Raw genomic sequence first — 25,668 nt, forward strand, 5'->3', positions numbered from 1 at the left:
TGCAGTCGAATCCAATAGTTTTCATCCAATATCATCAAAGCATAGCTATTGTATCCGGTTATGAAGAATCCACAAACGCCTTCCACACGTGTAGAAGTGATAGACATTTTGCGTGCCATTGCACTGATGGGCGTTTTGCTCGTTCACATCTCGTATGAGTTTGCAGGCTGGGGATCGGTGTACACCAATCCTAATGCTTTACATTCCGATCAATTGTCTGTTGCCGACAAGGGACTCAATTATCTTATTACCCTTTTCCTGGTCAACAAGTCGCGGGCGTTATTATCTTTTTTATTCGGCGTTAGTTTTTACTACCAACTAAATAGCTTTAAAGGCGAAGAGGCCAAACTAAAAGGGTGGTTTGCAAGGCGCATGGGCGCACTGATGCTTATTGGTTTGTTGCACGCTTACCTGCTGTGGTCGGGCGATATACTGCGCATGTATGCCGTGTGCGGCTTTTCGCTCCTGCTCGTTTACAAATGGGATATAAAAAATATTTTGAAGGTTGGGCTACTGTTTTCGTTTTTGCTGCCCACCTGTATTGGTATTATGCAACAGCACTTTCCGTACAGCAGCATTACCGATGCCGAAAAGATTGCCATGTTCGAAGATTATTCAAGCACCAGGTATATAGATCTTTTTACTGCCAACCGCCTGCGCGATGCCGCTATTAATTTCAACCCGTATGGCATTACCAGCTATATGTCCGAAATATTAGGCAATTTTATGCTGGGTTTGTGGGCCATCAGAAGCAACTTGTTCAATAAGCTGGCAGCCAACAAAACATTACTTTATAAATATTTAGGTTTCAGCTTACTTATTGGTGTTGTTTGCAGTGTAACTTTCATTCATGTGCTTGTAGAAAAAGTATTACATATTCCGGAATTTACGTTGCCGGTAGCTTATCTGGATGCGCTGGACATTTTGTATAAGGTAAGTCAGCAGGCAATTGCTTTGTTCAATATGTGTGCAATCATTTATTTATACTCCAATACAACTTTCCGGTACAGGCTGCAGTTGCTTATTCCGCTTGGGCGTATGTCGCTCACCAATTATATTATGCATTCGGTGATGGCTGTGTTTCTGTTTAATGGTGTAGGCTTAGGGCTAATAGGCAAATACCGTCCGTCTGTTGCCTTTAGTATTGGTATCATATACTTTGCGGTACAAGCATTTTATAGTACATGGTGGTTAAAGCGCTTTACAATGGGCCCGCTGGAATATGTTTGGCGCTCTTTAATCAGTGGCAAATGGCAAACTATCAACAGGGCAAGGCTTTCGCAATTGGCTGTACAAAAAGTACCAGTGTAGTATATGGGTAAATAAGACCGTAAAAATGCCCATCTGTTACTCACTAAATCAGCATTTATATCTTTACCGCAATACATACAAAAGGCTGCATATTGCAGCCTTTTGTATGTATAAATAATAAAACAAACTCTTTTATATCGAAAATCCATCCGGAAGTACCGCGCCTTTTTTCACCACTATTACGCCTTCTTTAATAGTATATAAAACATGGTCAGTATCTTCCAGATGCTTGCCGCCATTAATCCGTACGTCATTACCAATACGGCAATTTTTATCAATAATAGCATTCTTAATAAAACAGCGTTCGCCAATGCCCAATTCTGGAATGCCGCGGCTGCGATTTTCTTCCAGCACTTCCAATGTTTCATAAAAATCGTTACCCATTATATAGCTCGATATAATAGTACTGCCATAGCCAATGCGCGAACGCACGCCTATCAGGGATTGCTCTATACGGTTTGCAAGAATAATAGAACCTTCGGCAATCATTGTTTTCTCCATAAAAGTGCCGCTGATTTTTGCCGGCGGCAGCATACGCGGACGCGTATAAATGGTTTTCTCACGGTCGAATAAATTGAACACCGGAATATCTGTCGTTAGCGCAATATTAGCTTCGAAAAAGGCTGGTACATTTCCAATATCCGTCCAGTAGCCTTCGTACTGGTAAGAGACAACTTTATATTCGGAAATAGAGTTAGGAATAATTTCTTTACCAAAATCTTTTGCATCAGGATATATGTCTTTCAACAAGTCTTCCATCACCTGGCGGTTGAAAATATAAATACCCATTGACGCCAGGTACTCTTTACCTTCTTTACGCATTTCTTCACCGGTATCGCTTACCCAATCTTTATGCAGTTCTTTGGCGGGCTTTTCAATAAATGAGGTGATATTGTTCTCACTATCCGTTTTTAATATGCCAAAATCGGTAGCATCATCAGAAGTTACGGGGATGGTGGCAATGGTAATATCGGCGCCTTTATCCCGGTGATTACCAATCATTTCGGCAAAGTCTATCTGGTACAACTGGTCACCGCTGAGTATTAATGCATATTCGTAATCGTTGTTGCCAATGTGGCGCAAACTCTGGCGCACCGCATCGGCTGTACCCTGAAACCAACTGGGGTTATCGGGTGTTTGCTCGGCAGCCAGTATATCAACAAAGCCGCGGCTGAAATTGCTAAAAATATACGTGTTTTTAATATGCTTGTTAAGTGAAGCCGAGTTGAACTGTGTAAGCACAAACATGCGGCTGATGTTGGAATTAATGCAGTTACTGATGGGAATATCCACGAGGCGATACTTACCGGCAATAGGTACAGCAGGTTTTGAACGGCTGGCAGTAAGCGGATATAAACGGGTACCGGCACCGCCGCCCAATATTACAGCTACAACGGAGTTAGAAAGTGAAAACATGTTCAGGTTATATTTAGTAGTTGAGAAATAGTGTGACCTTATTTTAATGTATTCATCCAGGTATGCTAATTACAAAAAACAGCAAGCCGGAAAAACTTAGAGGACAATAAAGCGGATGCATCCATTCCTTACTTTATACTTTTATACAAGTCGATATACTGCTGTACCGCATTTTCCCAACTATTGTCAATCTGCATCATATGCTTACGCATCGAGTTGAGATGTGTTTTGTCTTGATACACTTCAAAAGCCCTGCCAACAGCATGCATGGCATCGCCTACAGACGGATGGGTAAAACGGATGCCCCAGCCGTCCGGATCACCCATATCCCTTACGGTATCTTTCAGTCCGCCGGTGCTCCTTACCACTGGCACAGTGCCGTATTGCATGGCATACATTTGGTTTAATCCGCACGGCTCCACACGACTCGGCATCAGCAAAAAATCGGCGCCGGCATACATCAGGTGACTCAGGGCTTCGTTATAGCCAATCATAGCATTATAGCTGCCGGGGAAATGGCTGATCAATTGTTTTAAACGCCACTCAATATGTTGCTCGCCACTGCCAAGTATCAAGAAAGAAATAGCGTTGTTAAAAGCATACATTGCCGATAATACTACATCGGGTAATATTTCGGCAGCCTTCTCTCCCACCAGCCTACCAATAAAAATAATAAGTGGTTTACCGGCATCTAAACCAAACTGTGCGCATAATTGCTGCTTGTTTTTTTGCTTGCCGTCCGTTGCCGTTTCAAAATTAAAATGGTTGGTAAGAAAAGTATCTGTGGCAGGGTTCCAAACATCGGTATCTATACCATTTAATATACCCACGCATTTACCGCGCTCATATTCAAACAGCGCTTCCAACCCGTTGGAATTATACCGCAATTCCTCCAAATAACTCCAGCTTACGGTAGTTACTTTCCAGGCGCATTTTACTGCCGAAGCTAATGGATTAATGGTATTTTTCCATTCCAGCATACCCGATTTCCATTCATCAAAATGTGGAATGAGATAGCTTTGATCCCAACCCATCCAGCCCTGGTATTGTGCATTATGTATGGTGAGCACTGTAGGCACACCAGCGAGATTATTAAAGCGATAACAATATTTAAACATAAAAGGTATCAGGCCTGCATGATAGTCGTGCACATGCACCACATCAGGATGGTGCTGCCAGTGGCTAATCCAGTCGCATACGGCTATCTGAAAACCCACGAAACGCTGCACATCATCGTCATAACCATAAATGCGTTCACGGTCGAGTAATCCATTAATATCAACAAGAAACAAATCGAAGCCCAGCTTGGAAGTAGCTTCTTTAATAATAGTATAATCGAAGTACCAGCCTCCTAAGTTGGCGCGACCTTTAAAGTCTACCACCCATTGATTATCGTACAAAAATTTGGTGCGGTACATAGGCATTACCACTTTGGCGTAATGCCCCATTTTGGTTTGGTACTTCGGTAGGGCGCCTACCACATCGCCGAGTCCGCCGGCTTTTGCCACAGGATAGCATTCTGCGCTCACGTGAACTATTTCCATGAGTAAGGTGTTGTGTTTAAATGGTTTGCCAAATTAACAATAAAAATAAACTGCTTAAAAAGTTTTACGTTTTTTCTCTGTTAGCTTTTCAATGGTTTATTATACAATAATAGTTCCTGTATTGTTCAGAACCTTATTATCCGCTTATTTTACTACAGCATAGCAGGTTAGCAAGTACTTTGCAGGCATTGCAAAGTGGTGGCTGCAATATCAACCTCAACATTAGCTAAAAAAGCTGATGATTAAATATTTATTTGGTAACATGTAAAAACTAACTATTTTCACCCGCCTTAATTTACCATTCTTTTTTCTGCCGTTATGAATAAAAAAACAAATTGGTCTCAGTTTGGAACCCTCATCACCGTATTTTTCTTTTGGGGGTTTGTTGCAGCCAGCAATGATATTTTAATCCCTGTTTTTAAAAAGGCATTTACGCTTACACAATTGCAAAGCCAGTTGGTAGCCTTTGCATTTTATATTGCTTATACCGTTGGCTCTATTATTTATATAGGTATTTCAAGAGCCATTGGCGGCGATTTATTAAACAAAACAGGTTACAAAAACGGTATTGCTATTGGGTTAATTATTTCTGCCATAGGCACATTATTATTTTATCCGGCAGCTAATACTGCATCATTTACGTTGATGCTTACAGGCTTGTTTATTGTGGCACTGGGTTTTTCGTTGCAGCAAATTGCAGCCAACCCTTTAGCTATTGTGATTGGCGACCCGCAAACCGGCTCGCAACGCTTAAGTATGGCAGGCGGCATCAATAATTTTGGAACTACTATAGGGCCGTTACTTGTAAGCTTTGCTATTTTTGGTTCGGTGAGCAGTGGCAATACCGAAGCGAGCATCAGCGATGTAAAAACACCTTATCTTGTTTTAGGTGTTTTATTTATACTGGTAGCTATCTTTTTTAAATTCTCTTCTATTCCCAACAAAATAGATTTGGAGCATATAGAATCAGCAGAACCTGCCAATGAAATAGAGGAATCGCCCACGTTTGTTGCCGACCAGAAAGTAATAAATGCCGACCGTGGCAGCGCCACTAAATATCCGCAACTGGTAATGGGCATGATTGGCATATTTGTATATGTGGGTGTGGAAGTGGCTACTGCCAGCAACCTGCCCGAGTATTTACGCCTGCATGGCGATATCTCTACGGATAAAGTAGCGCCGTTTGTATCATTATATTGGGCAAGCCTGATGATGGGCAGATGGACCAACTCGGTAGATGCTTTTGATGTAAGCGCCGGCACCAAAAAAGTACTCAATTTCTTAATGCCATATCTCGCATTTGCTATTTTCCTGATAGTGAATTTAATTGCCCAGCACGATATTAAGCCGTTTTATGTATATGCCTTTGTAATTATTGCCATGATTATTGGTGATATTTTAAGTAAAGGCAGCCCGGCAAGAATGTTACTTATTTTTTCGCTTATGGGCATAACCGCCCTGGTGATTGGAATGCTTACTACCGGAATGTTAAGCGCCTTTGCATTTATAAGTGTGGGGTTGTTTTGCAGTACTTTGTGGCCATGCATTTTTACCTTGTCGGTAGCCGGCTTGGGCAAGCAAACCAACCAGGGTAGCAGTTATTTAATAATGATGATTATGGGTGGCGGCTTTATTGCAGCATTGCAAGGCTGGCTGGCATCGGATAGATTGCTGGGTATTCAGTACAGTTATATTGTAGGCGTTTGTTGCTTTGCCTATCTTGCTTTCTTTGCTATCCGCGGCAAGGCTGTTTTAAAAGCACAGGGTATTGATTATGATAAACCTGCAGGTGTAGCTGCACATTAGAAATTTATTGAAAGGCTTTAATTTTGCAGTAAAGTTTGCCTGCATTTCCAAATTGTTTTGAATAAACATTTTAATACATTACATGATCCCCGTTTCGCAACAATTGGCTATAGGAATTGATATTGGCGGCACCAATACCGTGTTTGGAATCGTTGACCACCGCGGCGAAATAAAATACAGAGGTGCTATTTCTACCAAAAAACACCAAACCATTGACACGTTTATTGATGAGTTGTATGTGGCTATGGCACCTGCTATTGAGCATGTAGGTGGCGTAGAACACATAAAGGGTATGGGCATTGGTGCGCCCAACGGCAACTATTACACCGGTACTATTGATTATGCGCCAAACCTCAACTGGAAAGGTATTATACCGCTGGCAAAGATTATTAATGATAAATTTAATCTGCCTGCTGCACTCACCAACGATGCCAATGCTGCCGCTGTGGGCGAAATGATGTATGGCGCAGCCAAAGGCATGAGAGATTTTATTATGATTACACTTGGCACCGGCGTGGGCAGTGGTATTGTAATTAACGGACAATTAGTATATGGTCATGATGGTTTTGCCGGCGAGCTTGGGCATACCATTGTCATACCGGGCGGGCGCAAGCACTGGAGCACTGGTGTGCATGGCTGCCTGGAAGCATATACATCTGCTACGGGCGTGCGCCTCACTGCTTTGGAACTGATGGAGAAAAATCCGGAGACTGATACGCTGCTGAGAAATTATCCCGAAAACCAGATTGATAGCCGCGTGGTATATGACTGTGCCATACAGGGCGATGAAATGGCTAAAGAAGTGTATCGTTATACCGGCGAGATACTGGGATTGGCGTTAGCAAATGCAGTCATGTTTTCTTCGCCGGCTGCTATTATTTTGTTTGGCGGTTTGTGCAAAGCAGGCGACTTAATCATGGCTCCTACCAAAGAACACATGGAAAAAAACCTGCTTACTATTTTTCAAAACAAAGTAAAACTTATTTATAGTGAGCTGAAAGAAGCCGATGCTGCTATACTGGGTGCGAGCGCATTGGTGTGGGAGTTGAAATAAGCTTATATACCTTTTACAACAATACAGCGCCGCATGTGCTATGCACATGCGGCGCTGTTAGTATCCTCAAAGAACAGTTGAAAAATAGTATGGCATATTACAAAATTGCTTTACTCTAATGTTCTTATACGTAAACTTATTACCTTCAACCGCCGCTGCCAATAAGGCACTTTAAACATAGGTAAGCAAATAAAATCAGTTAGACATCCATGTACAAAGAGATCATGACCTAAAACCTCAGTTTTGGGATTATAAACACAATTAGCAAGCGGAGCTTTAGCTGAAGTACACACTGTAGTTAAAGCCTGCTACTTACGGTGTTGTATAAAATGAAATACCGGGTTAATGAAACGAATACTGTACACATGATCACATCATTTATAATATCATCTCTGCTATACTAATTCCATGTTTAAGCTTCACTCACATATTATTTTAGAAAATGTAGATTTTGTCGCTATCAATAAGCCGGCAGGCATGTTAAGCATTCCCGACAGAAAACAATCTGAGCCTTCGCTGAAGGATTTTTTGATACAACAATATGGCAACATCTTTACCGTGCACCGGCTGGACAGAGAAACGAGTGGCGTAATTGTTTTTGCAAAGAATGAAACAGCCCATAAGCAACTATCACAACTATTTCAAGGGCGTGAAGTTGCCAAATATTATTATGGTTTGGTAAATGGTGTACCTATTCCGCCGGAAGGCAGCATAGATACACCTATCATGGAGCATTTTGCAAAGAATGGAAAGATGATTACACACGCCAAAGGCAAACCTTCTTTGACAGATTATGAAGTGCTGGAAAACTTTCAAATTTATTCGTGGATAAAATTCAGGATACACACCGGGCGCACGCACCAGATACGTGTGCACATGCAAAGTATTGGTCATCCAATTGTGTGTGACGAACTTTATGGCAACCCCGAACCAGTATATATTTCCAAACTCAAACGTAAATATAATCTATCGAAAAATGAATTGGAGGAGCAACCCATTTTAAAGCGGCTCGCTTTACATTCGGCTTTGCTTCAATTTACATTTGATAACCAAGCATACTCGTTGGAAGCTCTGCTGCCAAAGGATTTACGTGCTTTGTTGCAGCAATTGAGAAAACTGAAAGGATAACTGTTTACACCTTTGAATAATACTGTAAATACAATTTTACTCTTCTTCCAGCAACCGCGCTGGTAACTGCTTTTTGGCATTGGCACCCATTTTCTTTAGTTCTTCCACCCTGTTCATGATGTTGCCTCTGCCGGTAGCAAGCTGGCTGAATGCTGCTTCGTATGCGGCATTTGCATCGGATAGTTTTCTTCCTACAGTTTCCAGATTGGTAATAAAACCTTCAAACTTATCGTACAGGTCACCGGCTTTAGCAGCAATGTGCAGCGCATGTTTGTTTTGCATTTCCACTTTCCACAAATCAGCAACAATTTTCAATACTGCAAAAAGATTGGTTGGACTTACCAGTAATATACGTTTTTCATAAGCATATTTCCACAAGTGCACATCGGCTTTCACGGCTTCCAAAAAAGCTGGCTCTATCGGTATAAACAACAATACATAATCAAGTGCCAGTGCATATTTCGGATAATTCTTCCTGCTCAATCCATCTATATGCGCACGTATCGAGCGGATAAGCTGTTGCAAACATTCCTGTTGTGCATCGGCGCTGGTACATGCAACAAATTCATCCCATGCAATCAGCGATACTTTGCTGTCCACAATCACTTTGCGGTTGTCGGGATAATAAATGATAATATCGGGCTGTAAGCCTTTACCCCATTCATCTTTGATGATATTGCCTGCATTATCTCTTAAAAATTCCTGCACTTTGTATTCGCGGCCTTTGGTAAGCCCGCTGTTTTCAAGCAGGCTTTCCAGTATCATTTCGCCCCAATTGCCCTGCACTTTTACATTGCCTTTAAGAGCGGTGGTAAGATTGTTCGCTTCTTCGCTAACGCGCTGGCTCATTTCTATCAATCGCTGCACTTCGCGCCCAAGCGAAAAGCGTTCCTTACTTTCCTTATCATACGTTTCTTCTACCTTTTGCTTAAACTCGCCCAATTGCGCTTTTAACGGTTCCAGCACAGCATTCATTTTCTCTTCATTCAACTCTGTAAAACGCTGCGTTTTCTCTTCTAATATAGCTTGTGCTAAATGCTTAAATTCATAACGAAAATGATTGCCCAAATCTTCCATTTCACTTTTTTGCAAGAGGAGCTTTTCCCCGGCCGAGGCAAGCTTTGCTTTTGTAGTTGCCAGTTCCTGGTATAACTGTTCGTTTTCCTTATGATAACGCTGGCTAACCTTGTTCTGCTCGGTTACAAACTGCAATTGACTTTCCAGTTTGGCGCATTGCTGCAGCAAATTGTTTTTCTCCGTTAATACTGTTTGATGTATTTGTTGTGCCTGTGCAAAAGCCTGTTCGCAATGTTGCAGCTTTTGATTTAATACTATGTATTTGTTGCGTGTGGCAAAGTGCATAATCAGCCATACTACGGCAGCAGTCAGCAAAATGGCACTTATCAATACAGTCATGTCCTGGAGGTTTAGCATATAACAAACTTACTGATAAATGAATGACAGAAAAAGCGCTCAACAATATTAAATGCTTTTGAACGCAGCTACATTGATTAGCGCTACTTGCGTAGTAGTTTTTTTGCGTTGATTATTTATAGGGAGTTTTTTTTATAATTATATATTTACAGTATGAAACGATATTACTTGTTGTTTTTCTTTTTAATAATTACTTCTTTTGTTTTTGCGCAGCCGGCAAAGACCATAGGAGAATGTACCATCACGTACACAATTAAAATAGCAAATGATACCGGCGATGCCATTAAAACGTTGTATATAAAAGGCAAAAAAACACGCTCCGAAGTAGAGAGTCCTTCCTTTACGCAAACTATCATTTATGATAACAAAACAGGCGAAGCAACAATATTAAGAGAATTGAACGGCGAAAAATATTTATCTACATTTAATGCTGCCCAATGGAAGGAAAAAAACAAGATGTGGGAAGGACTTAAGGTAAAGTTGACGAACGAAAGTAAAACAATATTAGGATATAACTGCAAAAAAGCAGTAGCCGCTACGAAGACAGGAAGAAGTTTTGTAATGTACTATACTACCGCTTTTGCACCTTCTGCCTCAGAAAATCCTTACCAGTTTAAAAATATTCCTGGACTGATACTGGAGTACGAGTCGGAAACGGGTGAAGGCAAAAACATTATGTTTAAGGCAACAAAAATAAATTTCAGCCCTGTGCCGGCTGCCAAATTTGAGATTCCAACGTCAGGATACAGAATATTAGAGCCACTCTAACGCTGCGGCGGTGTAGGCGTTGCAAAACGGGGCACTTTTACTTTGTATTTGTATGGATATACATACGTAATATTGCCTCTTTGCAGGCTAAGGTAAGAATTGGCAGGATTGCCGGAATTTGGTTCAACCTGATAAAAACCTTTAAATTGGAATGTGCTAGTACGCAATGAGGAAAGCGAATAATTCTTAGATAGTTTGTTAAGATTCTTAAGGCTGTATTTATCTTTATTGCGGTCATCTGCACTGCCTGCAAAAGCAGCTAAAGCCATGTGCGCCATGGAGATAAACACTATAACAGCAATTAATTTACGATATCTCATTGTTAAATTCACGACTACAAATGTACATACTTTTTTTAATTAACATTTTTTTTCTTTAGCGTTGAAAAATAATTACCGAAAAAATGAGCGGTGGATTTAGATTTGATGATTACCTTTCATAAAACCAATACCGCATGAAAGAACAAGATTATCATGCAGACCGGGAAGAACTAAAAGAACTGCTGCGTCAATATGAAAATTTACGCGCCGGAAAAGTGCACGCTTTTCTGGAAGAAGAAGCGTTTGAGCGCATCATTGACCATTTTGATGAGATAGATGATTTTCCAAAAGCACTGGAAGTGGCGGAAACAGGTTTGGAGTATTTTCCTTTTTCATCACAGTTACTGATAAAAAATGCTGACCTGCTGATTGTAACCCGAAAATACCAGGAAGCATTGGAACTGCTGGACCGTGCATTGCTGTTTGACAGCAGCGACATCAACATTCCTATTCTTAAAACGGATGCTTACCTGGCGCTTGACCAGCAGGAAAAAGCCGTGGAAATACTGGAGGAAGCCTTGCACCGTTTTGAAGGCGAAGACCGGCAGGAGCTCCTGTTTGAGCTGGCAGACGTATATGATGACTACGAAGAATTTGATAAAGTGTTTGACTGTCTCAAACTAATACTGGAAGAAGACCTTACCAACGAAGAGGCTTTGTACAAAATATGTTTCTGGACCGACTTTACCGGTCGCAATGAAGAAAGCATACGGCTGCACCAGCATATTATTGATGAACACCCTTATTGTGAATTAGCATGGTTCAACCTGGGTGCTGCTTATCAGGGTTTAAAGCTGTACGAAAAAGCGGTAGATGCCTACCAGTATGCCATTGCAATAGATGAAAAATTCGACTATGCATACCGCAATATGGGAGACGCATACATACGCCTGCGGCAATACAAAGAAGCCATAGAAGTGCTGGAAAAGGTAGTAGAGCTTACGCGGCCGGAAGAAGTGATTTATGAAGCGATTGGTCATTGCTTTCACCGGCTGCACAATTATGCGCAGGCACGCTTTCACTACCGTAAAGCAAGCCACATGAATCCCGATGATAGTAAGCTCTATTATAAAATTTCGCTTACCTACATTGATGAAGGGCAGTGGGAACAAGCCGTAAAGCAATTGGAGAATGCCATGCGTATCCATCGCAATGTGCCGGAGTACAACCTGGCTATGGGTGAGTGCAAAATGAATTTAGATCATTATAAAGAAGCCATACAATATTTTAGTTTGGTTGTAAAACAAAGACCACGCAATGTAAACGGTTGGGAAGCATTGATAAAGTGTTTGTATCAAAAGGAGTTGTTTGAAGAGGCTTGTACGCAATGTCTTGCAGCACTGCAGGCAACCGAAGGTAAACCGGTATTTTTGTTTTATTATACCGCTGCACTATCCGGCGCAGGCAAATGGAAAGAAGCCATGCTGCAATTGGAACGTGCAATGGAAAGAGCTCCTAAGCTGCTAAAGAAATTTGTGGAATTGAATCCGGCCGTGCTGCAAAATAATCAGGTGGTTGATATAATTGCAAGGCATAAAAAAAGTAAAAAGAATTAATATCTGAACCAGGATTTGGGACAATTTTAATGACTTATCAGGTTAAAGAAAATAAGAGCGGTTCCGGATTTTTATAAAAGTCCGGAACCGGTCTTTTGTAAATAAATATTATACTATTTTCATGCAAGCAGCACATTACACCTTCTCCTCACCACCGGCTGCTTATAAAAGTAACCTGACTTTAACCAGTATTCTTTATATACCGCTTCTATTCTTCCAGCCTTTGCGATTCAAAATAAATCCTTACGGTTTGATAGAAATATTTATGGTGCATCGCGGCACTTTGTGCTGCTTCGGAAGCATAACTGTACAAACCAAACAAGCCCGCCATATTGCCTTTGTTAATGGCGATTTCTAATAAACCGGAAGCATTAAACCAGGCCAGCTTTTCGCCGGGCGATACCGCCGCATAATTTTCGCTTAATGAACTAATAACTTCGCCGCGCATAAACTCTATTTTAAAATCGCGCCCCTTGCGATGCTCTTCAAATTCTTCGCGGGTGATATTGACTACTACATTTTCAAAATGGTCAATAAAAATAATTTGCCCTTCTATCCAGTTGGTGCCAATGGTGGAGCGTAGCGGATATTTTTCTACAATATGATTTACCGGCTGTCCAATATCTGTTATGCTGGTTCCACCTAATATCTTACCTATTGCCTTAGCAACGGTTTGGGTATAATGGAGTGTTCCGATATTGCTACCCGGCTGCACTGCTACAGCATACACTTTCTCCGGTTTGGCGCCGGTAATCATAGTAAGAATGCCATTATCGGGACAAATGATGTATTGATTATTATACTCGGCAAAAAGCACTTTATCCGGCGATGTTTCAAACAAATTGATAATAAGTATATGCAATGTACCTGGCGGAAAATACTTGTATGCATTGCTGCAGATGTAAGCCGTTTGCTGATAGTTGGATGGCGATAAAGTATGGGTAACATCAACGATATTCAATGCCGGATGGGCGGTTAATAATTGTCCTTTTATAGCACCCGAAAGATAATCAATGGTGCCAATATCTGTTGATAAAGTAGCGATAGGCATAAACATTCAAGGGCTGCAAGATAAAACAGCTTATTTGGCCAGCTTTCCGTTTTTAAAAAAGAAGTTATAAACAAGCTTATCTGCGAGCGCCGGAAAATATTTATTTATCAAGACTGTTTGTACGCCATTGGCAGTAAGCACGAGCGTGCGTTTTCTTTTTTCAATGGCTTTCAAAATATGTGCTGCACACTCTTCAGCACTCATCAGTTTCGATTCATCCAGTGGCGACTCGCCCTGGGGCTCTGCATCTTTATTGAGCGCTACGTTGCGTATATTGGAAGCCGTAAAGCCGGGACATACCCACATTACATGTACGCCGGTATGCAGCAATTCGGTGCGCAATGCTTCGAGCCAGCCATTAAGGGCAAACTTGGATGCCGAATAACCCGAGCGTCCGGGCAAGCCCCGGAAACCGGCAATAGACGACACGCCTACAATAGTGCCTTTCTGTGCAGTAATATATGGCAGCGCATATTTGGTACAATATACAGCACCCCAAAAGTTTACATCCATCAGCCGATGCAGGGTTTCGAGATCCGTTTCGGCAAACATAGCCCGCATAGAGATGCCTGCGTTGTTGATGAGCATATCTATACGGTTATATACTTTAAGGGTATCATTAATGAAGCTTTTGCACTCCAGTTCGCTGCTCACATCGGTTTTTTTAATAAACAGCGGCTTACCGGCGCAATGCGTTTGCAACTGATACAGCTTGTCAAAATTTCTACCACAGGTAGATACCTTAGCGCCCAGTTTTAGCAACGCTTCTACCAGTGCCCTGCCAATACCTTCAGAGCCACCTGTAACGACCACAACTTTATCTGTAAAGTACGACATATCCCTCTGCAATTAATGGCTCAAAAATAAGCATTCAAAAATGTTTGCAGCATAAAAGGATATGCAGAACGGAAATTATAGGCAAAAAATTTGGTAGGCATTTTTATTCTACTATTTTTGCACTCCCCAAAACGGGTGATTTGATCTCGTAGCTCAGTTGGTAGAGCACAACACTTTTAATGTTGGGGCCCTGGGTTCGAGTCCCAGCGGGATCACAGAAATTGTTTAAGACCGTTGATTTTCAACGGTCTTTCTTTTTAATTGTATTTTCAGCTGAATTAAGTTCGTTCGAATCTCATTTTTGTTCCTTATTTTACTAATAACAATATATCCTTTCATATTTACTTTTAAAAACCCATTCCGCACTTATTTTAATCTTAACTCGATAACTACTTCAAAACAGAACCATATTATCTAGCATATTTTATGTTTGCGAAGTTTAGAATAAAAAATATACAGCTCATCCTAAAAATTACAAACACATATTGAATAGTGGTTGCAATTTTACAGCCGGGAACGGGCACAAAGCGGCAGGTATGGCTTTGGTAACACATCCATCAAAAATTCAAAGACAGTAAGGAATTAGCACAAGCTAAAGATGTAAGCAATATATTCATTTAATCCACTATCTTTAAACTGTTAAATGAAAAGAAAACAGGGACTACTGAAAAGCAACCATCAAGAGTAGCCTGATGAACGGAAATAAGAAAGCTGTTGACCAATATCCAACCGCTTTAAACAACAATCATTTTTATTCTCATTTATAAAAAATAATCAGTAAGATTAAGTACTACAAATAATGTCTTAGCTCTCCGAGGTGGTCATATACTCAAGTATATTTTTGATACTACCAGCCTTACATTAAACGATCAGCTAACCCCCTTAATCCTGGCATACGAGCTATAAAGTCATCCTCACTTAAAACTTCAATCAATACAGCAGAAGATTTCAAACCTGCCAAACGGGCCAGATCTACTGCTACCTCTGTATGTCCATGACGTTCTAAAAGCCCTTTTGTTTTTACCATTAGCGGAAAGATATGACCGGGAATTGCAAATCCATTTTTGTCAATTTTTAGAACGGTTGTTTTTTTTATACTTTAATGTCTTGCTGTTCTCTTGATTATTTAATACACTTCACCTTGTATCCATGTAACAAAGCCTTATGAGTTATAAAATCAATAATTTTATTAAATGAAGTATGAAGCTGCCAAATTGAAAGATATATCTAAAGCATTGGGGTTATCAGTTTCCACCATAAGCCGCGCTTTGCACGACAGTCATGAAATAAGCGAGGCAACAAAAAAAATGGTAAGGGACTATGCCGAAAGTATTAATTATCGTCCGAATCCTATAGCTGTAAGTTTAAGAGAAAAAAGAACCCGTTCCATCGGTGTCATCATTGCAGAAATTGCGAACAGTTTTTTCTCGCAGATAATTAATGGTATTGAGTCGGTTGCATTCATTAAAGGGTATAACGTTATCATTACGCAAAGCCTGGAAAGCTATGAACGCGAATTGAACAATATCAATTTTTTAGCTTCCCACTCCGTTGATGGTTGCCTGATTACAGTATCTACTGAAACGAGTAATTATGATCATATAACTAAGCTATATAAAAATGGTTTTCCTGTCGTTTTCTTTGATCGCGTGGTCGAAGAAATAAAAACACATAAAATTTCTATTGATAATTTCAAAGGTGCTTATGATGCAACTACAGAATTAATCAAATGTGGTTTTAAACGTATTGCCATGCTTGCAAATGCTGAACATTTATCCATAACACAGGAAAGGCTTGCAGGTTATAAAAAAGCGTTGACCGATGCCGGATGTGCTGTGGATAATTCGCTCATTAAATATTGCAGGCATGGCGGAATGATATACGAAGAAGTTGAACAGAGCATGAACGAAGCAATGCAGTTGAGCAATACACCTGATGCATTCTTTGCAGCCTCAGATAAACTCACCACGAATTTTGTGCGCTACTGCACGGCAAAAAAAATAAAAATCCCCGACGAGCTTGGATTAATAGGATTCAGCAATCTTGATCTTACAGATCTGCTTGTGCCCTCCCTTTCTGTTATACGGCAACCTGCATTTGAAATGGGAAGAATTGCAACAGAGCTTTTAATAAAAACTATTGAAGCTAGAAGACCTATTGTTGATTTTGAAAGAAAAATTTTACAACCGGAATTGCTGATAAGAGAATCGTCAAAAAAGAGGAAGAAATAGCCTTTATTTTATTAATGCGGATTCTTTTGCACCGGCATTAAACGTTACCGTTTTTTGAGCATTGTTTGTATCCGTATTTATAAGATGAATATTCTTTGTTTTTCCACCGGATAGCTTTAACAATACGGCTGCATTGTTATTGTAGCTTATACTATCAAATAGGACAGTATCGCTATTAAATACATTAATAACCGGAGAAGTTTCTTTTGTTACTAACTGAACATTTTTAAAATGGATGTTAGATGCTTCGTTGCAATCAATGCCTTTGTCTGCCTGCATAACCAGGTTGGTGAGGTTAATATTGGAGATATGCATTTCAGGCAACCCTCTAATAAATACAGCTTTTGAAACACCATTACAAACAACATTATCAATATAAAAATCTTTAAAAACAGGGGTAGCTGCTGTTACGGGCTTCGTTTCCACCTGCGGAATACCGTCTTTCATTGATGGGTCGCCGGCATAATACATGTCGAAAAGTATGGCTTGATTTACAATATCTTTCATGTTGATATTGGAAGCATAAATATTTTCTACCACACCGCCGCGCCCTCTTGTTGTTTTAAACCGTAAGCCTATATCAGTACCAATAAATGTGCAATCATGCACATAAATATCTTTTGCACCACCACTCATTTCGCTGCCAATAACAAAACCACCATGTGCATGATACACCACACAATTTCTAACTTCCATATTTTTCGTGGGCATGCCTCTTTTTCTGCCTTCTTCATCACGACCCGATTTTACACAAATGCCATCGTCACCTACGTCAAATGTACTACTCTCAATCAATACATTACTGCAACTTTCCACATCAATACCGTCGCCGTTTTGCGCATACCAGGGATTTTTTACATATACATTTCTTACTGTCAGATCTTCGCACATTAAAGGATGCAAGCACCACGCCGGGGAGTTTTGAAAGGTAATGCCTTCGAGCAACACCTTTTTGCACTTGGTAAATACCAGTAAATTAGGTCTTAAGAAGTCTTTAATATCTGCATAATCCGCAGCCGTTTTTCCGGAGACGATAACCCCAGCGTTTTTTGTTTGTGAACCCTGTAAATAATTTTTTGAAGGATACCATTGTGTGCTATCTGCATTTACAATACCGCCCGATGCAATTAGTTTTTTCCATTCCATCTCGGAAAGTTTTTTATGGTTTACAGCACGCCAGGCGCCTCCATTTCCATCCACAATACCTTCACCTGTAATAGCAATGTTTTCTGCGCCGTTTGCTGAAAGCGGCGACTGATTTCTGTATGCAGGCAACCCTTCATAATTGCCTGCTACTAATTCGTACTGATCTTTATCGGAGGTGAATTGCAACAATGCATCTTTAGCAACATGGAGGTTTACATTGGATAATAAAACCAATGGGCCCGTTAACCAAAATCCTTTTGGCACCAGCACCACTCCGCCACCATTTTTATTGCATGCCGTTATTGCATCATTAATACTTTTAGTGTTGAGTATCAGTCCATCAGCTTTCGCACCATAGCTCAAGATGTTGAATGTATCTGTTTTAAAAGACGGCTGTTGCACAGATACTATTGGCTGCGCTATACATTTATTTGCAATTAAAACACATACAATTATCCAGAATTTTAATTGTGCCTGCCTGTGTAAAAAATAAGATATTAATTTCATAGTGTTATTGCTTATCGAACCAAAATGTTATTAGTGTTTTACTGTTTTGCTCTTCCATGTTGTTTTTATCGGGTAGCCTACCAGACTTTTTTTCTTCACATACACCATACAGCACATTACAACAAGCACGTGTATTGCGATTATTAAGAGTATTTTTATACGAACCAGATAACATCAATATCTTAATGTTTGAATAAAAAATAGTAAGGGTATCAAACATTATTCATGATTGCATTTAACCAACCTTTGTAAGATCTTTCTGCCAAAAAAGTATCATGGGGTGCGTATTGCTTTTTGGTATTAGCCAACGTACGTAAAGCATCCATATTATCATACACACCTATCTGAAGCCCAGCCATATAAGCAGCGCCCAATGCAGAAATATCAGGCATCGTACTAATATGAACAGGCTTATTTAAAACATCAGCAAGAAATTGTATTATAAACTGATTGGCTGTAAGACCACCGTGCACCATCAATTCTTTTAAATTAATACCAGTATCTTTTTGCATAGCAGCAATCACATCTTTAATTTGATATGCCACTGATTCTAAAGCGGCCCTAACGATATGTTGTTTTGTGGTACCAAAGCTCATTCCAGTAATGGAAGCTCTTCTTTCCATTTGCCAATATGGCGAGCCCAACCCACTAAATGCAGGGATAAGATAAACACCGCTATTGTCGTCTACTGCACCTGCCATCACTTCTGTTTCGCTGCTGTTGCTGAATAATTGCAATTCATTTTTCAGCCACTCTATAGTGGCGCCGCAGCTAACAATCACACCCTCTAAAGCATAATTAATGTTTCCTTCAATACTCCAGTTAATAGTAGTAACCATTCCGTTTTGAGAAGCCAGCGGTTTATCACCAATATTCATTAATATGCTGCAACCTGTGCCCATTGTAGCTTTGGCAGTGCCGGAGTCAAAACAACCTTCACCAAATGCGGCTGCATGGGAATCGCCTATCATTGCGGTAATTGGTATGGGCTGTTGAAATAATCCATTAAATGTGGAGGTACCGAATGATGCAGCAGAAGGTTTTACTTCCGGTAAATGAATGCCAGTTAATCCAAATGCAGCTATAAGTTCTTTATCCCAGGTGAGCGAATGAATATTAAAAAATAAAGTACGTGAGGCATTGGTATGATCAGTGGCATACGATGCGCCATTTGTAAATTTATGCAAGAGCCAGGTATCTATCGTGCCAAAATAAGCTTCGCCATTTTTGATAGCCTTTTTTACCTGTGGTTCATTTTGAAAAAGCCATATTAATTTGGTAGCTGAAAAATAGGGATCAATAATTAACCCTGTTTTTTGCTGCACCGTATCTGCTAACCCTTTTTGTTGCAGGGTTTCACAAACCTTTACAGAGCGCTTGCATTGCCAAACTACTGCCGGGTGCAGCGGTTCGCCGTTTTGATCCCACACTACAAACGTTTCTCTTTGATTGGAAATGCCAGCTGCCTGAATGGATTCCACTACATTTCCTTTGGCAGTAAAATCCTGTAAACATTTTTTTAGCGATGATAATACATTCTGATAAATTTCTTCAGGATCCTGTTCTACAAAACCATGCTCCAGATAGCGGGTGTTCAGTGGCTCAACACCTTTGGCAACGGCTTTCCCTTTCTCATCAAATATGATGGATTTGGTAGAGCTGGTTCCCTGGTCTATGGCTAATATATATTTATTCGTTGACATTTATATTTTATAGACATCTTGTATAAAGGCATACGTGCATTTGGCTTTTTGACAAGCAGTTTATTCCAAAATCCATAAAGACAATCCTTATTCCTTCTTATCGCCTAACTTATCAATAATTACAGCAAGCAATATAACCGCCCCTTTAACCACCTGTTGCCAGAAAGGCGATACATTGAGCAATACCAATCCATTGTTCAACACACCAATAATAATGGCGCCCATTACAGTGCCCCAAACGGTGCCACGCCCGCCACTTAAAGAAGTACCGCCAATCACTACGGCGGCAATCGCATCCAACTCATAACTGATACCTGCATTTGGCTGCGCAGAATCTAAGCGTGATGTAACAATGATACCGCCGATAGCTGCCATTGCACCAGCCATTGCATACACCACCATCTTCACTTTTGAAACGTTAATGCCGGAGAATTTTGCAGCCGTTTCATTGCCGCCAATAGCATAGATATAGCGCCCGAGTTTTGTTTTTTGTGTGATGAAAGCAGCTATCAACACCACCAGTGCCGCAATCCATACCGGAACAGGTATTCCTAAAAAAGAGCCGGCGCCTATGTACACAAACTGCTGCCCCAAATTGCTGATAGGCTGCCCTTGCGTGTACAACATAGTAAAGCCGCGTGCAATGGTAAGCATAGCTAAAGTTGCTACAAAAGGTGGTACATTGAATTTGGTGATAACAAAGCCGTTGAATAATCCTATTAACCAGCCAATGAGCATGGCAGCCAGTATAGCACCTAAAACAGTAAAGCCTATAAAGATGTCTAATGATGGTAACACCATACCGTTTTTAAGCAAGCCCGCCGTCGCCGCTCCGCACAGCGCGAGTATAGACCCCACGGAAAGGTCAATGCCGCCGGTAAGAATAACCAGCGTCATGCCGGTAGCTATGCAGATATTCACCGCAGTCTGGCGTAAGACATTTAAGCCGTTTTCCGAAGAAAAAAACTTGTCTGATAGCACAGTTAATATCACACATAATAACAATAATGCTATCAGCGATTGAAATCGTTTAAGGCGTTGAGTGTTTAAAGAATAGGAAGAACTTATTGCCAGCATTTTAATAATTTAATTACGATGAAGAGCGTATGTAAGCATGTTTGATTCTGTAGCTTCCGCGACAGGCATATCGGCGGTAAGTTTGCCTTCGCACATTACCAGCACACGATTAGCCAAAGCCAGTATTTCGGGTATTTCGGAAGAAACCACTATTACGCCTAACCCTTTGGCAGCCATCTCCTTTATTAACTTGTATATTTCCGATTTGGCACCCACATCAATACCACGGGTAGGCTCATCCAACAATAATACTTTTGGGGTTTTAGCAAGCCATTTTGCCAAAACAATTTTTTGCTGATTACCGCCACTAAGATTACGAACCTGTGTTTCCTGCGAAGCTGTTTTTATGGATAATTGCTGAATATACGCTTTGGAAAGCGCTGTTTCTTTTCTTTTATTTAAGAAAATGTCCCATTGCTGTAGCTTGTCTAACACGGTGATGCATATATTATCACGAACAGTCAGGTCAAGGCAAAGTCCTTGCGACTTACGATCTTCGGGAATGAGCATAATACCGGCTTTGATGGCATCTGCCGGTGATTTAAATTTTTTACTTTTTGATTCCATGTACAACTCACCTGAACTTAGTGAAGGATGCAAACCAAAAATAGTTTCCATTAATTCTGTGCGCCCTGCTCCCATTAACCCATACACACCAATGACTTCTCCTTTATGCAGCGTTAAGGATACATTATGCACTACATTATCACCACTGTTTTCAGGGTTTTGCAGACAAATATTCTTTAGCTGAAGTAATGGCTCGTTACTGGCTGCATTCATTGTATTTCTTTCAATCATTATTTTTCTGCCAGCCATCTTCTCCACCAATTCATCATGTGTAATATCTTTCATTTCACCGGCACCTATTGTAGCACCATCTCTTAAAACTGTATATCTATCCGCTTTCTGAAAAAGTTCATTTAATTTATGAGAAATATAAGCGATGGTTTTATTGTTCGCAGTGAGTTCATCAATAATAGCAAAAAGATTATCTACCTCTTTGTCGGTAATGGCTGAAGTGGGTTCGTCCATTATAATCACTTCGGCATTGGTATGCAGCGCCTTTGCTATCTCCACCAATTGCTGCTGCCCTACTTTTAATTTATAAATAAGTGTATCAGGATGTAGGTTTAGGTTTACCTTCTTCAACAACAATTTTGTTTGCTCGCACATGTTCTTTTTATTCAGTATACCGAAAGCATTGGTTATTTCCCTGCCAAGAAAAATATTCTCCGTAATGCTTAAATGTGGCACCAGGTTTAATTCCTGATGGATAATGGCAATGCCTGCCTCTTCAGCATCTTTAGTACTGGCAAACTGTACTTTATTACCGTTATAAATAATGTCTCCTTCGTATTGCGTGTGTACGCCAGAGAATATTTTCATTAAGGTAGATTTGCCTGCACCGTTTTCGCCGATGATGGCGTTTACCTTGCCAGGGTGCAATTCCAGGCAAATATTATTGAGTGCCGTTACACCGGAAAATTTCTTGGTTATGTTTTTAGCTATCAGCATTACGATATAACTTTTACACTTACCGGTATTATTTCCAGGTCATTAAAATGAATATGTTCTTTATTTAATTGCACTGCGCCTATACATTCTATTTTATTGCCCGGTTGTAAAGAAGATTTGAAAGAAGGCACTACTTGTTGCCTGATAATTTTATTTAGTTCTTCCGAAATACTATTCAAATCTGTGGTGTTGGGAAAATCTTTCAGGCTAATCAAACCTGAAGCATCGCGCAAAGCATTACCATATACAAATTCAGTAACTAATGTAGCTTTAACAGGTGTCGCAGCTGAAAGAGTGATAGCAACATTATCTTCATTCACGGCATTAACAATGGCGATAGTTTTTATTAAAGCATACCGATAATTGCCTAACGCCAGTGCATGTGTATATTTTTCAAATGCTGTTGCAGGATTTGATTGAATGGCAGTTTGCAGCGTATCTATAGTAACTGCAGTTTGCAATTTTGCAGGCAGCTTTTCCTTCCAAAGCTTTTGCACAAACGCTTTTACGCCGAACTTTCCGCTTGTATCCTGCTTTATATCGCTTAGTTTTTTGATATAGATAGAATTATATCCCAGCAATGCAATAACAAGCACCAATAAACCATATCTTATCCACTTATTCATTGCCACTTTTTTATCATTTTTTGCCATAAGCAATGTAGTCATCCACATTCTTTTTTGTAACCAGTTCTACCGCAACAGGTACTTTCCGGGGAAAGTCTCTCTTGCCTTTTATGTATTCATCTGCAAATGTTGCTGCTGTTTGCGCCATGATTAGCGGAAACTGCATACCGGTGGCACATACCTTATTTTCTTTGATGGCATTAATTACATCAGCAGCACCATCAAAGCCAAACACTTTTACTTTATCTGCTTTGCCCGCAGAAAGCAACGCCTGGTAAGCGCCCATAGCCATTGCGTCGTTACCACAAAAAATGCCATCAATATCCGGGTGTGCCTGCAATGTAGATTCCATCACTTCCATGGCTTTGTTGCGGTCAAAATCGGCACTTTGCTGGGCAACTAACTTTAAACCGGGATAATTATCTACCACACTATGAAAACCTTTTGATCTTGCCCATGTATTATTATCGCCAACTAAACCAAGTAGTTCCACATAATTACCTTTTTTGTTAAGCTGCTGCACAAAACATTTTCCTATAGATACAGCGCCGGAATAACTATCAGACAATATCTGCGAAGTGGCTGCATTGAGTGAATTGATCTCCCTGTCCATGCAAAATACAGGGATGCCGGCTGTTTTGGCTTTCTGAACATTGGCAACCGAACCATCCGCATCGGTAGAATTAAACAGGATAGCATCAAATCCTTCTACAATAATGTTATCAAAATGATCGCTCTCCAATGCCGTATTATTTTGAGAATCGAACAATCTGGTTTCATAACCCAGTGATTGTGCTTTTGCTGAAGCCTGCTCTCCCAGGAAAACAAACCATGGATTATTTAAGGTAGAGATCACTACTGCTATTTTCTGTTGCTTATTATTGCTATTGTTTTTTCTGCCACACTGCACCAACAATACGCTACACAGCAGTAAGCATGTAATGATATAAAGGCGGTTCTTCATGTTTAATGTATTTGGGTGATGCGCAAAGCCAAATAGGGTTTCATGGGCAATTGCAGTTTTTGCATGTCTTTGTCATAAAAACGATAATCGTCTTCTGCACCTGTCGTAAATAGTTTCGGATAAGGCGTAACAGTCATATCCCAGGTATCAATAATTTCTACTTTATACTGATTGCCTGCAACTGGCCTTGCGTAAGAACCGTTTTTTGCAGGCAGGTTAAAAAACCAATCTTTATTCATTTCTTTTCCAAAATAAACCAGGTAATACCCTGCACCGGCCGTTGCCGTTTGCATATCTCTGCTGATATCTGCAGGCTCTAATGGACCAGGACCTGCTTCCAATATTTTTCTAAGAAATGCAGCCCGCTTCCAACTGGTGCCTTTAAACGTTCCGCCTTTTGCCCAAAAAATAGTATCGCCCGCATCATGAAACATATACGCTTCTCCATGTGTAACATACGTGCCGCCAATGGCACCCATCCACATCAGGTATGTCATTTCTTCACCGCTGTAACGTCCCCAACGTTGCAACAGGTTTCCTTCATAACCTACTTCATCATATATCACTGGCTTTTGATAGGCATTGCGCAGGATGCTTGCAGCACCCCAGTGCATTACGGATGCTTCATCCTGAATACTGGCATGTGTAAAATAAGGCAGCCAATACTCAATATATTTTGCAGTGCTGCCATGTATAGAGCTAAGGTGATGATAGGGATCGTTTTCATAAATGTATTTAGCCAGATCAAGCCATTGGTCATGCGTTTTGTACTTAACCAAATCCCATTCGTTAGCAACAGACCACCATACATTTTTGAATGAACCAAGCCTTGCCATAACATATTCAAGATACCGCTTGTTTACATCCATCGGAAGCGAATCGAAACCCCAGCGACCTTTATCATAAGGATGAAAAAGAATAAGATCTGCCTGAATACCGATAGCATTTAATGAATCAATTTGTTTTTCTAATGTTTGAAAAAAAGCAACATTAAAAGTAGAGAAGTCCCATTTCCTTCGTTGATTCCCTTCCGCATTTTTTTCAGCACCTGTTGCATTAAAAGGAAAGATTTCGGGTTCTTCTTTTACGAGGTCATAATTCTTTGGAAAGACGCACATGCGTAATTTATTAAAACCAGATCCTTTTAAGGATTGCAATGTGATTTGTTGCAATTGTTTACCCATGTGATTCCAGGCATAAGCAGTAGTGCCTACCGGATAAAACGGCGTTCCATCAGCATATTTAAAATGATACGTATTGCTAACCCGTACAATGCCATGATTGTTGCTGTCGGCTTTTACACATTCAAACTGCCCTTTTTGATTATCTAATGATTTTATATTACTTGCAGTAACATAATGCCAGGCTCCTGTTTTTTCGGGCATGAAACGTATGGCAAACCGGTTATTACCATCATAAAATCCTTCTACTGTAAGTGTTGTATCCTGGTGTATAAATGTTGCAGTGATTTTCACATCTGTAAAAGGGTTTGTTTTACAGTTGTAGGTAAAAGATGTTTCAAACCTGTTCCATTGCTCAATTTTTTGCTGGCAATAACAGATGGATGGCAACAAAATAAACAGGCATACTTTACAAATAACAAAAAATGTTTTTTGTTTTACTGAGTAAACAGGTGATATGTTGTAAGTATGCGTCATGAGAAAAGTACAGCTT

General features: G+C 40.3%; 21 protein-coding genes and 1 tRNA gene. 8 read left to right on the forward strand and 14 right to left on the reverse strand.

The window, feature by feature from the left end:
• Positions 1-60 precede the first annotated feature (60 nt).
• Complete coding sequence (locus FC093_RS16000; protein WP_137262813.1) at positions 61-1,311, forward strand: DUF418 domain-containing protein; 1,251 nt, start codon at positions 61-63, stop codon at positions 1,309-1,311.
• A 132-nt stretch (positions 1,312-1,443) separates the two neighbouring features.
• On the opposite strand, the gene FC093_RS16005 is transcribed toward FC093_RS16000, so the two are convergent.
• Together FC093_RS16005 and FC093_RS16010 are read right to left on the reverse strand one after the other, a co-directional pair.
• Complete coding sequence (locus tag FC093_RS16005) at positions 1,444-2,727, reverse strand: glucose-1-phosphate adenylyltransferase (RefSeq protein WP_137262814.1); 1,284 nt, start codon at positions 2,725-2,727, stop codon at positions 1,444-1,446.
• A 128-nt stretch (positions 2,728-2,855) separates the two neighbouring features.
• Complete coding sequence (locus FC093_RS16010; protein WP_137262815.1) at positions 2,856-4,271, reverse strand: glycogen synthase; 1,416 nt, start codon at positions 4,269-4,271, stop codon at positions 2,856-2,858.
• Positions 4,272-4,589: 318 nt separating this feature from the next.
• Between FC093_RS16010 and FC093_RS16015 the strand changes: the two genes are divergently transcribed.
• The 3 genes from FC093_RS16015 (at position 4,590) to FC093_RS16025 (ending at position 8,259) form a co-directional block, all read left to right on the forward strand.
• Complete coding sequence (locus tag FC093_RS16015; RefSeq protein ID WP_137262816.1) at positions 4,590-6,077, forward strand: MFS transporter; 1,488 nt, start codon at positions 4,590-4,592, stop codon at positions 6,075-6,077.
• A gap of 82 nt (positions 6,078-6,159) precedes the next feature.
• The gene (locus FC093_RS16020) at positions 6,160-7,131 is read left to right on the forward strand and encodes an ROK family protein (RefSeq protein WP_137262817.1); all 972 of its coding nucleotides are present in this window, start codon (positions 6,160-6,162) and stop codon (positions 7,129-7,131) included.
• 408 nt (positions 7,132-7,539) lie between these two features.
• A complete protein-coding gene (locus FC093_RS16025; protein ID WP_137262818.1) occupies positions 7,540-8,259 on the forward strand; it encodes an RluA family pseudouridine synthase in 720 nt (239 codons plus the stop codon).
• Positions 8,260-8,295: 36 nt separating this feature from the next.
• On the opposite strand, the gene rmuC is transcribed toward FC093_RS16025, so the two are convergent.
• Complete coding sequence (gene rmuC, locus FC093_RS16030; RefSeq protein WP_170971118.1) at positions 8,296-9,675, reverse strand: DNA recombination protein RmuC; 1,380 nt, start codon at positions 9,673-9,675, stop codon at positions 8,296-8,298.
• A 171-nt stretch (positions 9,676-9,846) separates the two neighbouring features.
• On the opposite strand from rmuC, the gene FC093_RS16035 reads away from it, so the two are divergent.
• A complete protein-coding gene (locus tag FC093_RS16035; RefSeq protein ID WP_137262820.1) occupies positions 9,847-10,461 on the forward strand; it encodes a GLPGLI family protein in 615 nt (204 codons plus the stop codon).
• Here FC093_RS16035 and FC093_RS16040 read toward each other — a convergent pair.
• Positions 10,458-10,781, reverse strand: a complete 324-nt coding sequence (locus FC093_RS16040; protein ID WP_137262821.1) for a hypothetical protein — start codon at positions 10,779-10,781, stop codon at positions 10,458-10,460. The two genes, FC093_RS16035 and FC093_RS16040, sit on opposite strands and share 4 nt — an antisense overlap.
• A 134-nt stretch (positions 10,782-10,915) precedes the next feature.
• Between FC093_RS16040 and FC093_RS16045 the strand changes: the two genes are divergently transcribed.
• A complete protein-coding gene (locus FC093_RS16045; RefSeq protein WP_137262822.1) occupies positions 10,916-12,337 on the forward strand; it encodes a tetratricopeptide repeat protein in 1,422 nt (473 codons plus the stop codon).
• A gap of 208 nt (positions 12,338-12,545) precedes the next feature.
• Here the strand turns inward: FC093_RS16045 and FC093_RS16050 are convergent, their stop codons facing one another.
• Together FC093_RS16050 and FC093_RS16055 are read right to left on the reverse strand one after the other, a co-directional pair.
• Positions 12,546-13,388 carry an SAM hydrolase/SAM-dependent halogenase family protein gene (locus FC093_RS16050; RefSeq protein WP_137262823.1) on the reverse strand — a complete coding sequence of 281 codons (843 nt, stop codon included), beginning with the start codon at positions 13,386-13,388 and terminating at the stop codon, positions 12,546-12,548.
• 30 nt (positions 13,389-13,418) lie between these two features.
• Entirely contained in the window at positions 13,419-14,225 is an 807-nt protein-coding gene (locus tag FC093_RS16055; RefSeq protein ID WP_137262824.1) for an SDR family oxidoreductase, read from the reverse strand.
• A gap of 142 nt (positions 14,226-14,367) precedes the next feature.
• Between FC093_RS16055 and FC093_RS16060 the strand changes: the two genes are divergently transcribed.
• Positions 14,368-14,440 (forward strand) — tRNA-Lys (locus FC093_RS16060).
• Positions 14,441-15,081: 641 nt separating this feature from the next.
• Here FC093_RS16060 and FC093_RS16065 read toward each other — a convergent pair.
• Positions 15,082-15,321, reverse strand: coding sequence for a 3,4-dihydroxy-2-butanone-4-phosphate synthase (locus tag FC093_RS16065; RefSeq protein ID WP_317129050.1), 240 nt, complete (start codon positions 15,319-15,321; stop codon positions 15,082-15,084).
• A gap of 97 nt (positions 15,322-15,418) precedes the next feature.
• On the opposite strand from FC093_RS16065, the gene FC093_RS16070 reads away from it, so the two are divergent.
• Entirely contained in the window at positions 15,419-16,456 is a 1,038-nt protein-coding gene (locus FC093_RS16070; protein WP_137262826.1) for a LacI family DNA-binding transcriptional regulator, read from the forward strand.
• Positions 16,457-16,459: 3 nt separating this feature from the next.
• Here FC093_RS16070 and FC093_RS16075 read toward each other — a convergent pair whose 3' ends face one another.
• The 7 genes from FC093_RS16075 to FC093_RS16105 all read right to left on the reverse strand — a co-directional run bounded on the left by FC093_RS16075 (position 16,460) and on the right by FC093_RS16105 (position 25,652).
• Complete coding sequence (locus tag FC093_RS16075) at positions 16,460-18,109, reverse strand: glycoside hydrolase family 28 protein (RefSeq protein WP_137262827.1); 1,650 nt, start codon at positions 18,107-18,109, stop codon at positions 16,460-16,462.
• Between the two features lie 212 nt (positions 18,110-18,321).
• Positions 18,322-19,812: an FGGY family carbohydrate kinase gene (locus FC093_RS16080; RefSeq protein WP_137262828.1), complete on the reverse strand. Its 1,491-nt coding sequence runs from the start codon at positions 19,810-19,812 to the stop codon at positions 18,322-18,324.
• A gap of 87 nt (positions 19,813-19,899) precedes the next feature.
• Positions 19,900-20,889, reverse strand: coding sequence for an ABC transporter permease (locus FC093_RS16085; protein ID WP_137262829.1), 990 nt, complete (start codon positions 20,887-20,889; stop codon positions 19,900-19,902).
• Between the two features lie 9 nt (positions 20,890-20,898).
• The gene (locus FC093_RS16090) at positions 20,899-22,404 is read right to left on the reverse strand and encodes a sugar ABC transporter ATP-binding protein (protein ID WP_137262830.1); all 1,506 of its coding nucleotides are present in this window, start codon (positions 22,402-22,404) and stop codon (positions 20,899-20,901) included.
• Positions 22,404-23,072: a DUF2291 domain-containing protein gene (locus FC093_RS16095; RefSeq protein WP_240743330.1), complete on the reverse strand. Its 669-nt coding sequence runs from the start codon at positions 23,070-23,072 to the stop codon at positions 22,404-22,406. Before FC093_RS16095 ends, FC093_RS16090 begins: the two co-directional genes overlap by 1 nt.
• Positions 23,044-23,994, reverse strand: coding sequence for a D-ribose ABC transporter substrate-binding protein (locus FC093_RS16100; protein WP_137262831.1), 951 nt, complete (start codon positions 23,992-23,994; stop codon positions 23,044-23,046). The genes FC093_RS16095 and FC093_RS16100 overlap by 29 nt, the downstream gene beginning before the upstream one ends.
• A gap of 2 nt (positions 23,995-23,996) precedes the next feature.
• On the reverse strand, positions 23,997-25,652 hold the full coding sequence (locus FC093_RS16105) for a DUF5060 domain-containing protein (protein ID WP_137262832.1): 1,656 nt from the start codon (positions 25,650-25,652) through the stop codon (positions 23,997-23,999).
• Between the last annotated feature and the right edge of the window lie 16 nt (positions 25,653-25,668).

It is taken from the genome of Ilyomonas limi, assembly GCF_005233845.1.
Taxonomy (GTDB): Bacteria; Bacteroidota; Bacteroidia; order Chitinophagales; family Chitinophagaceae; genus Ilyomonas; species Ilyomonas limi.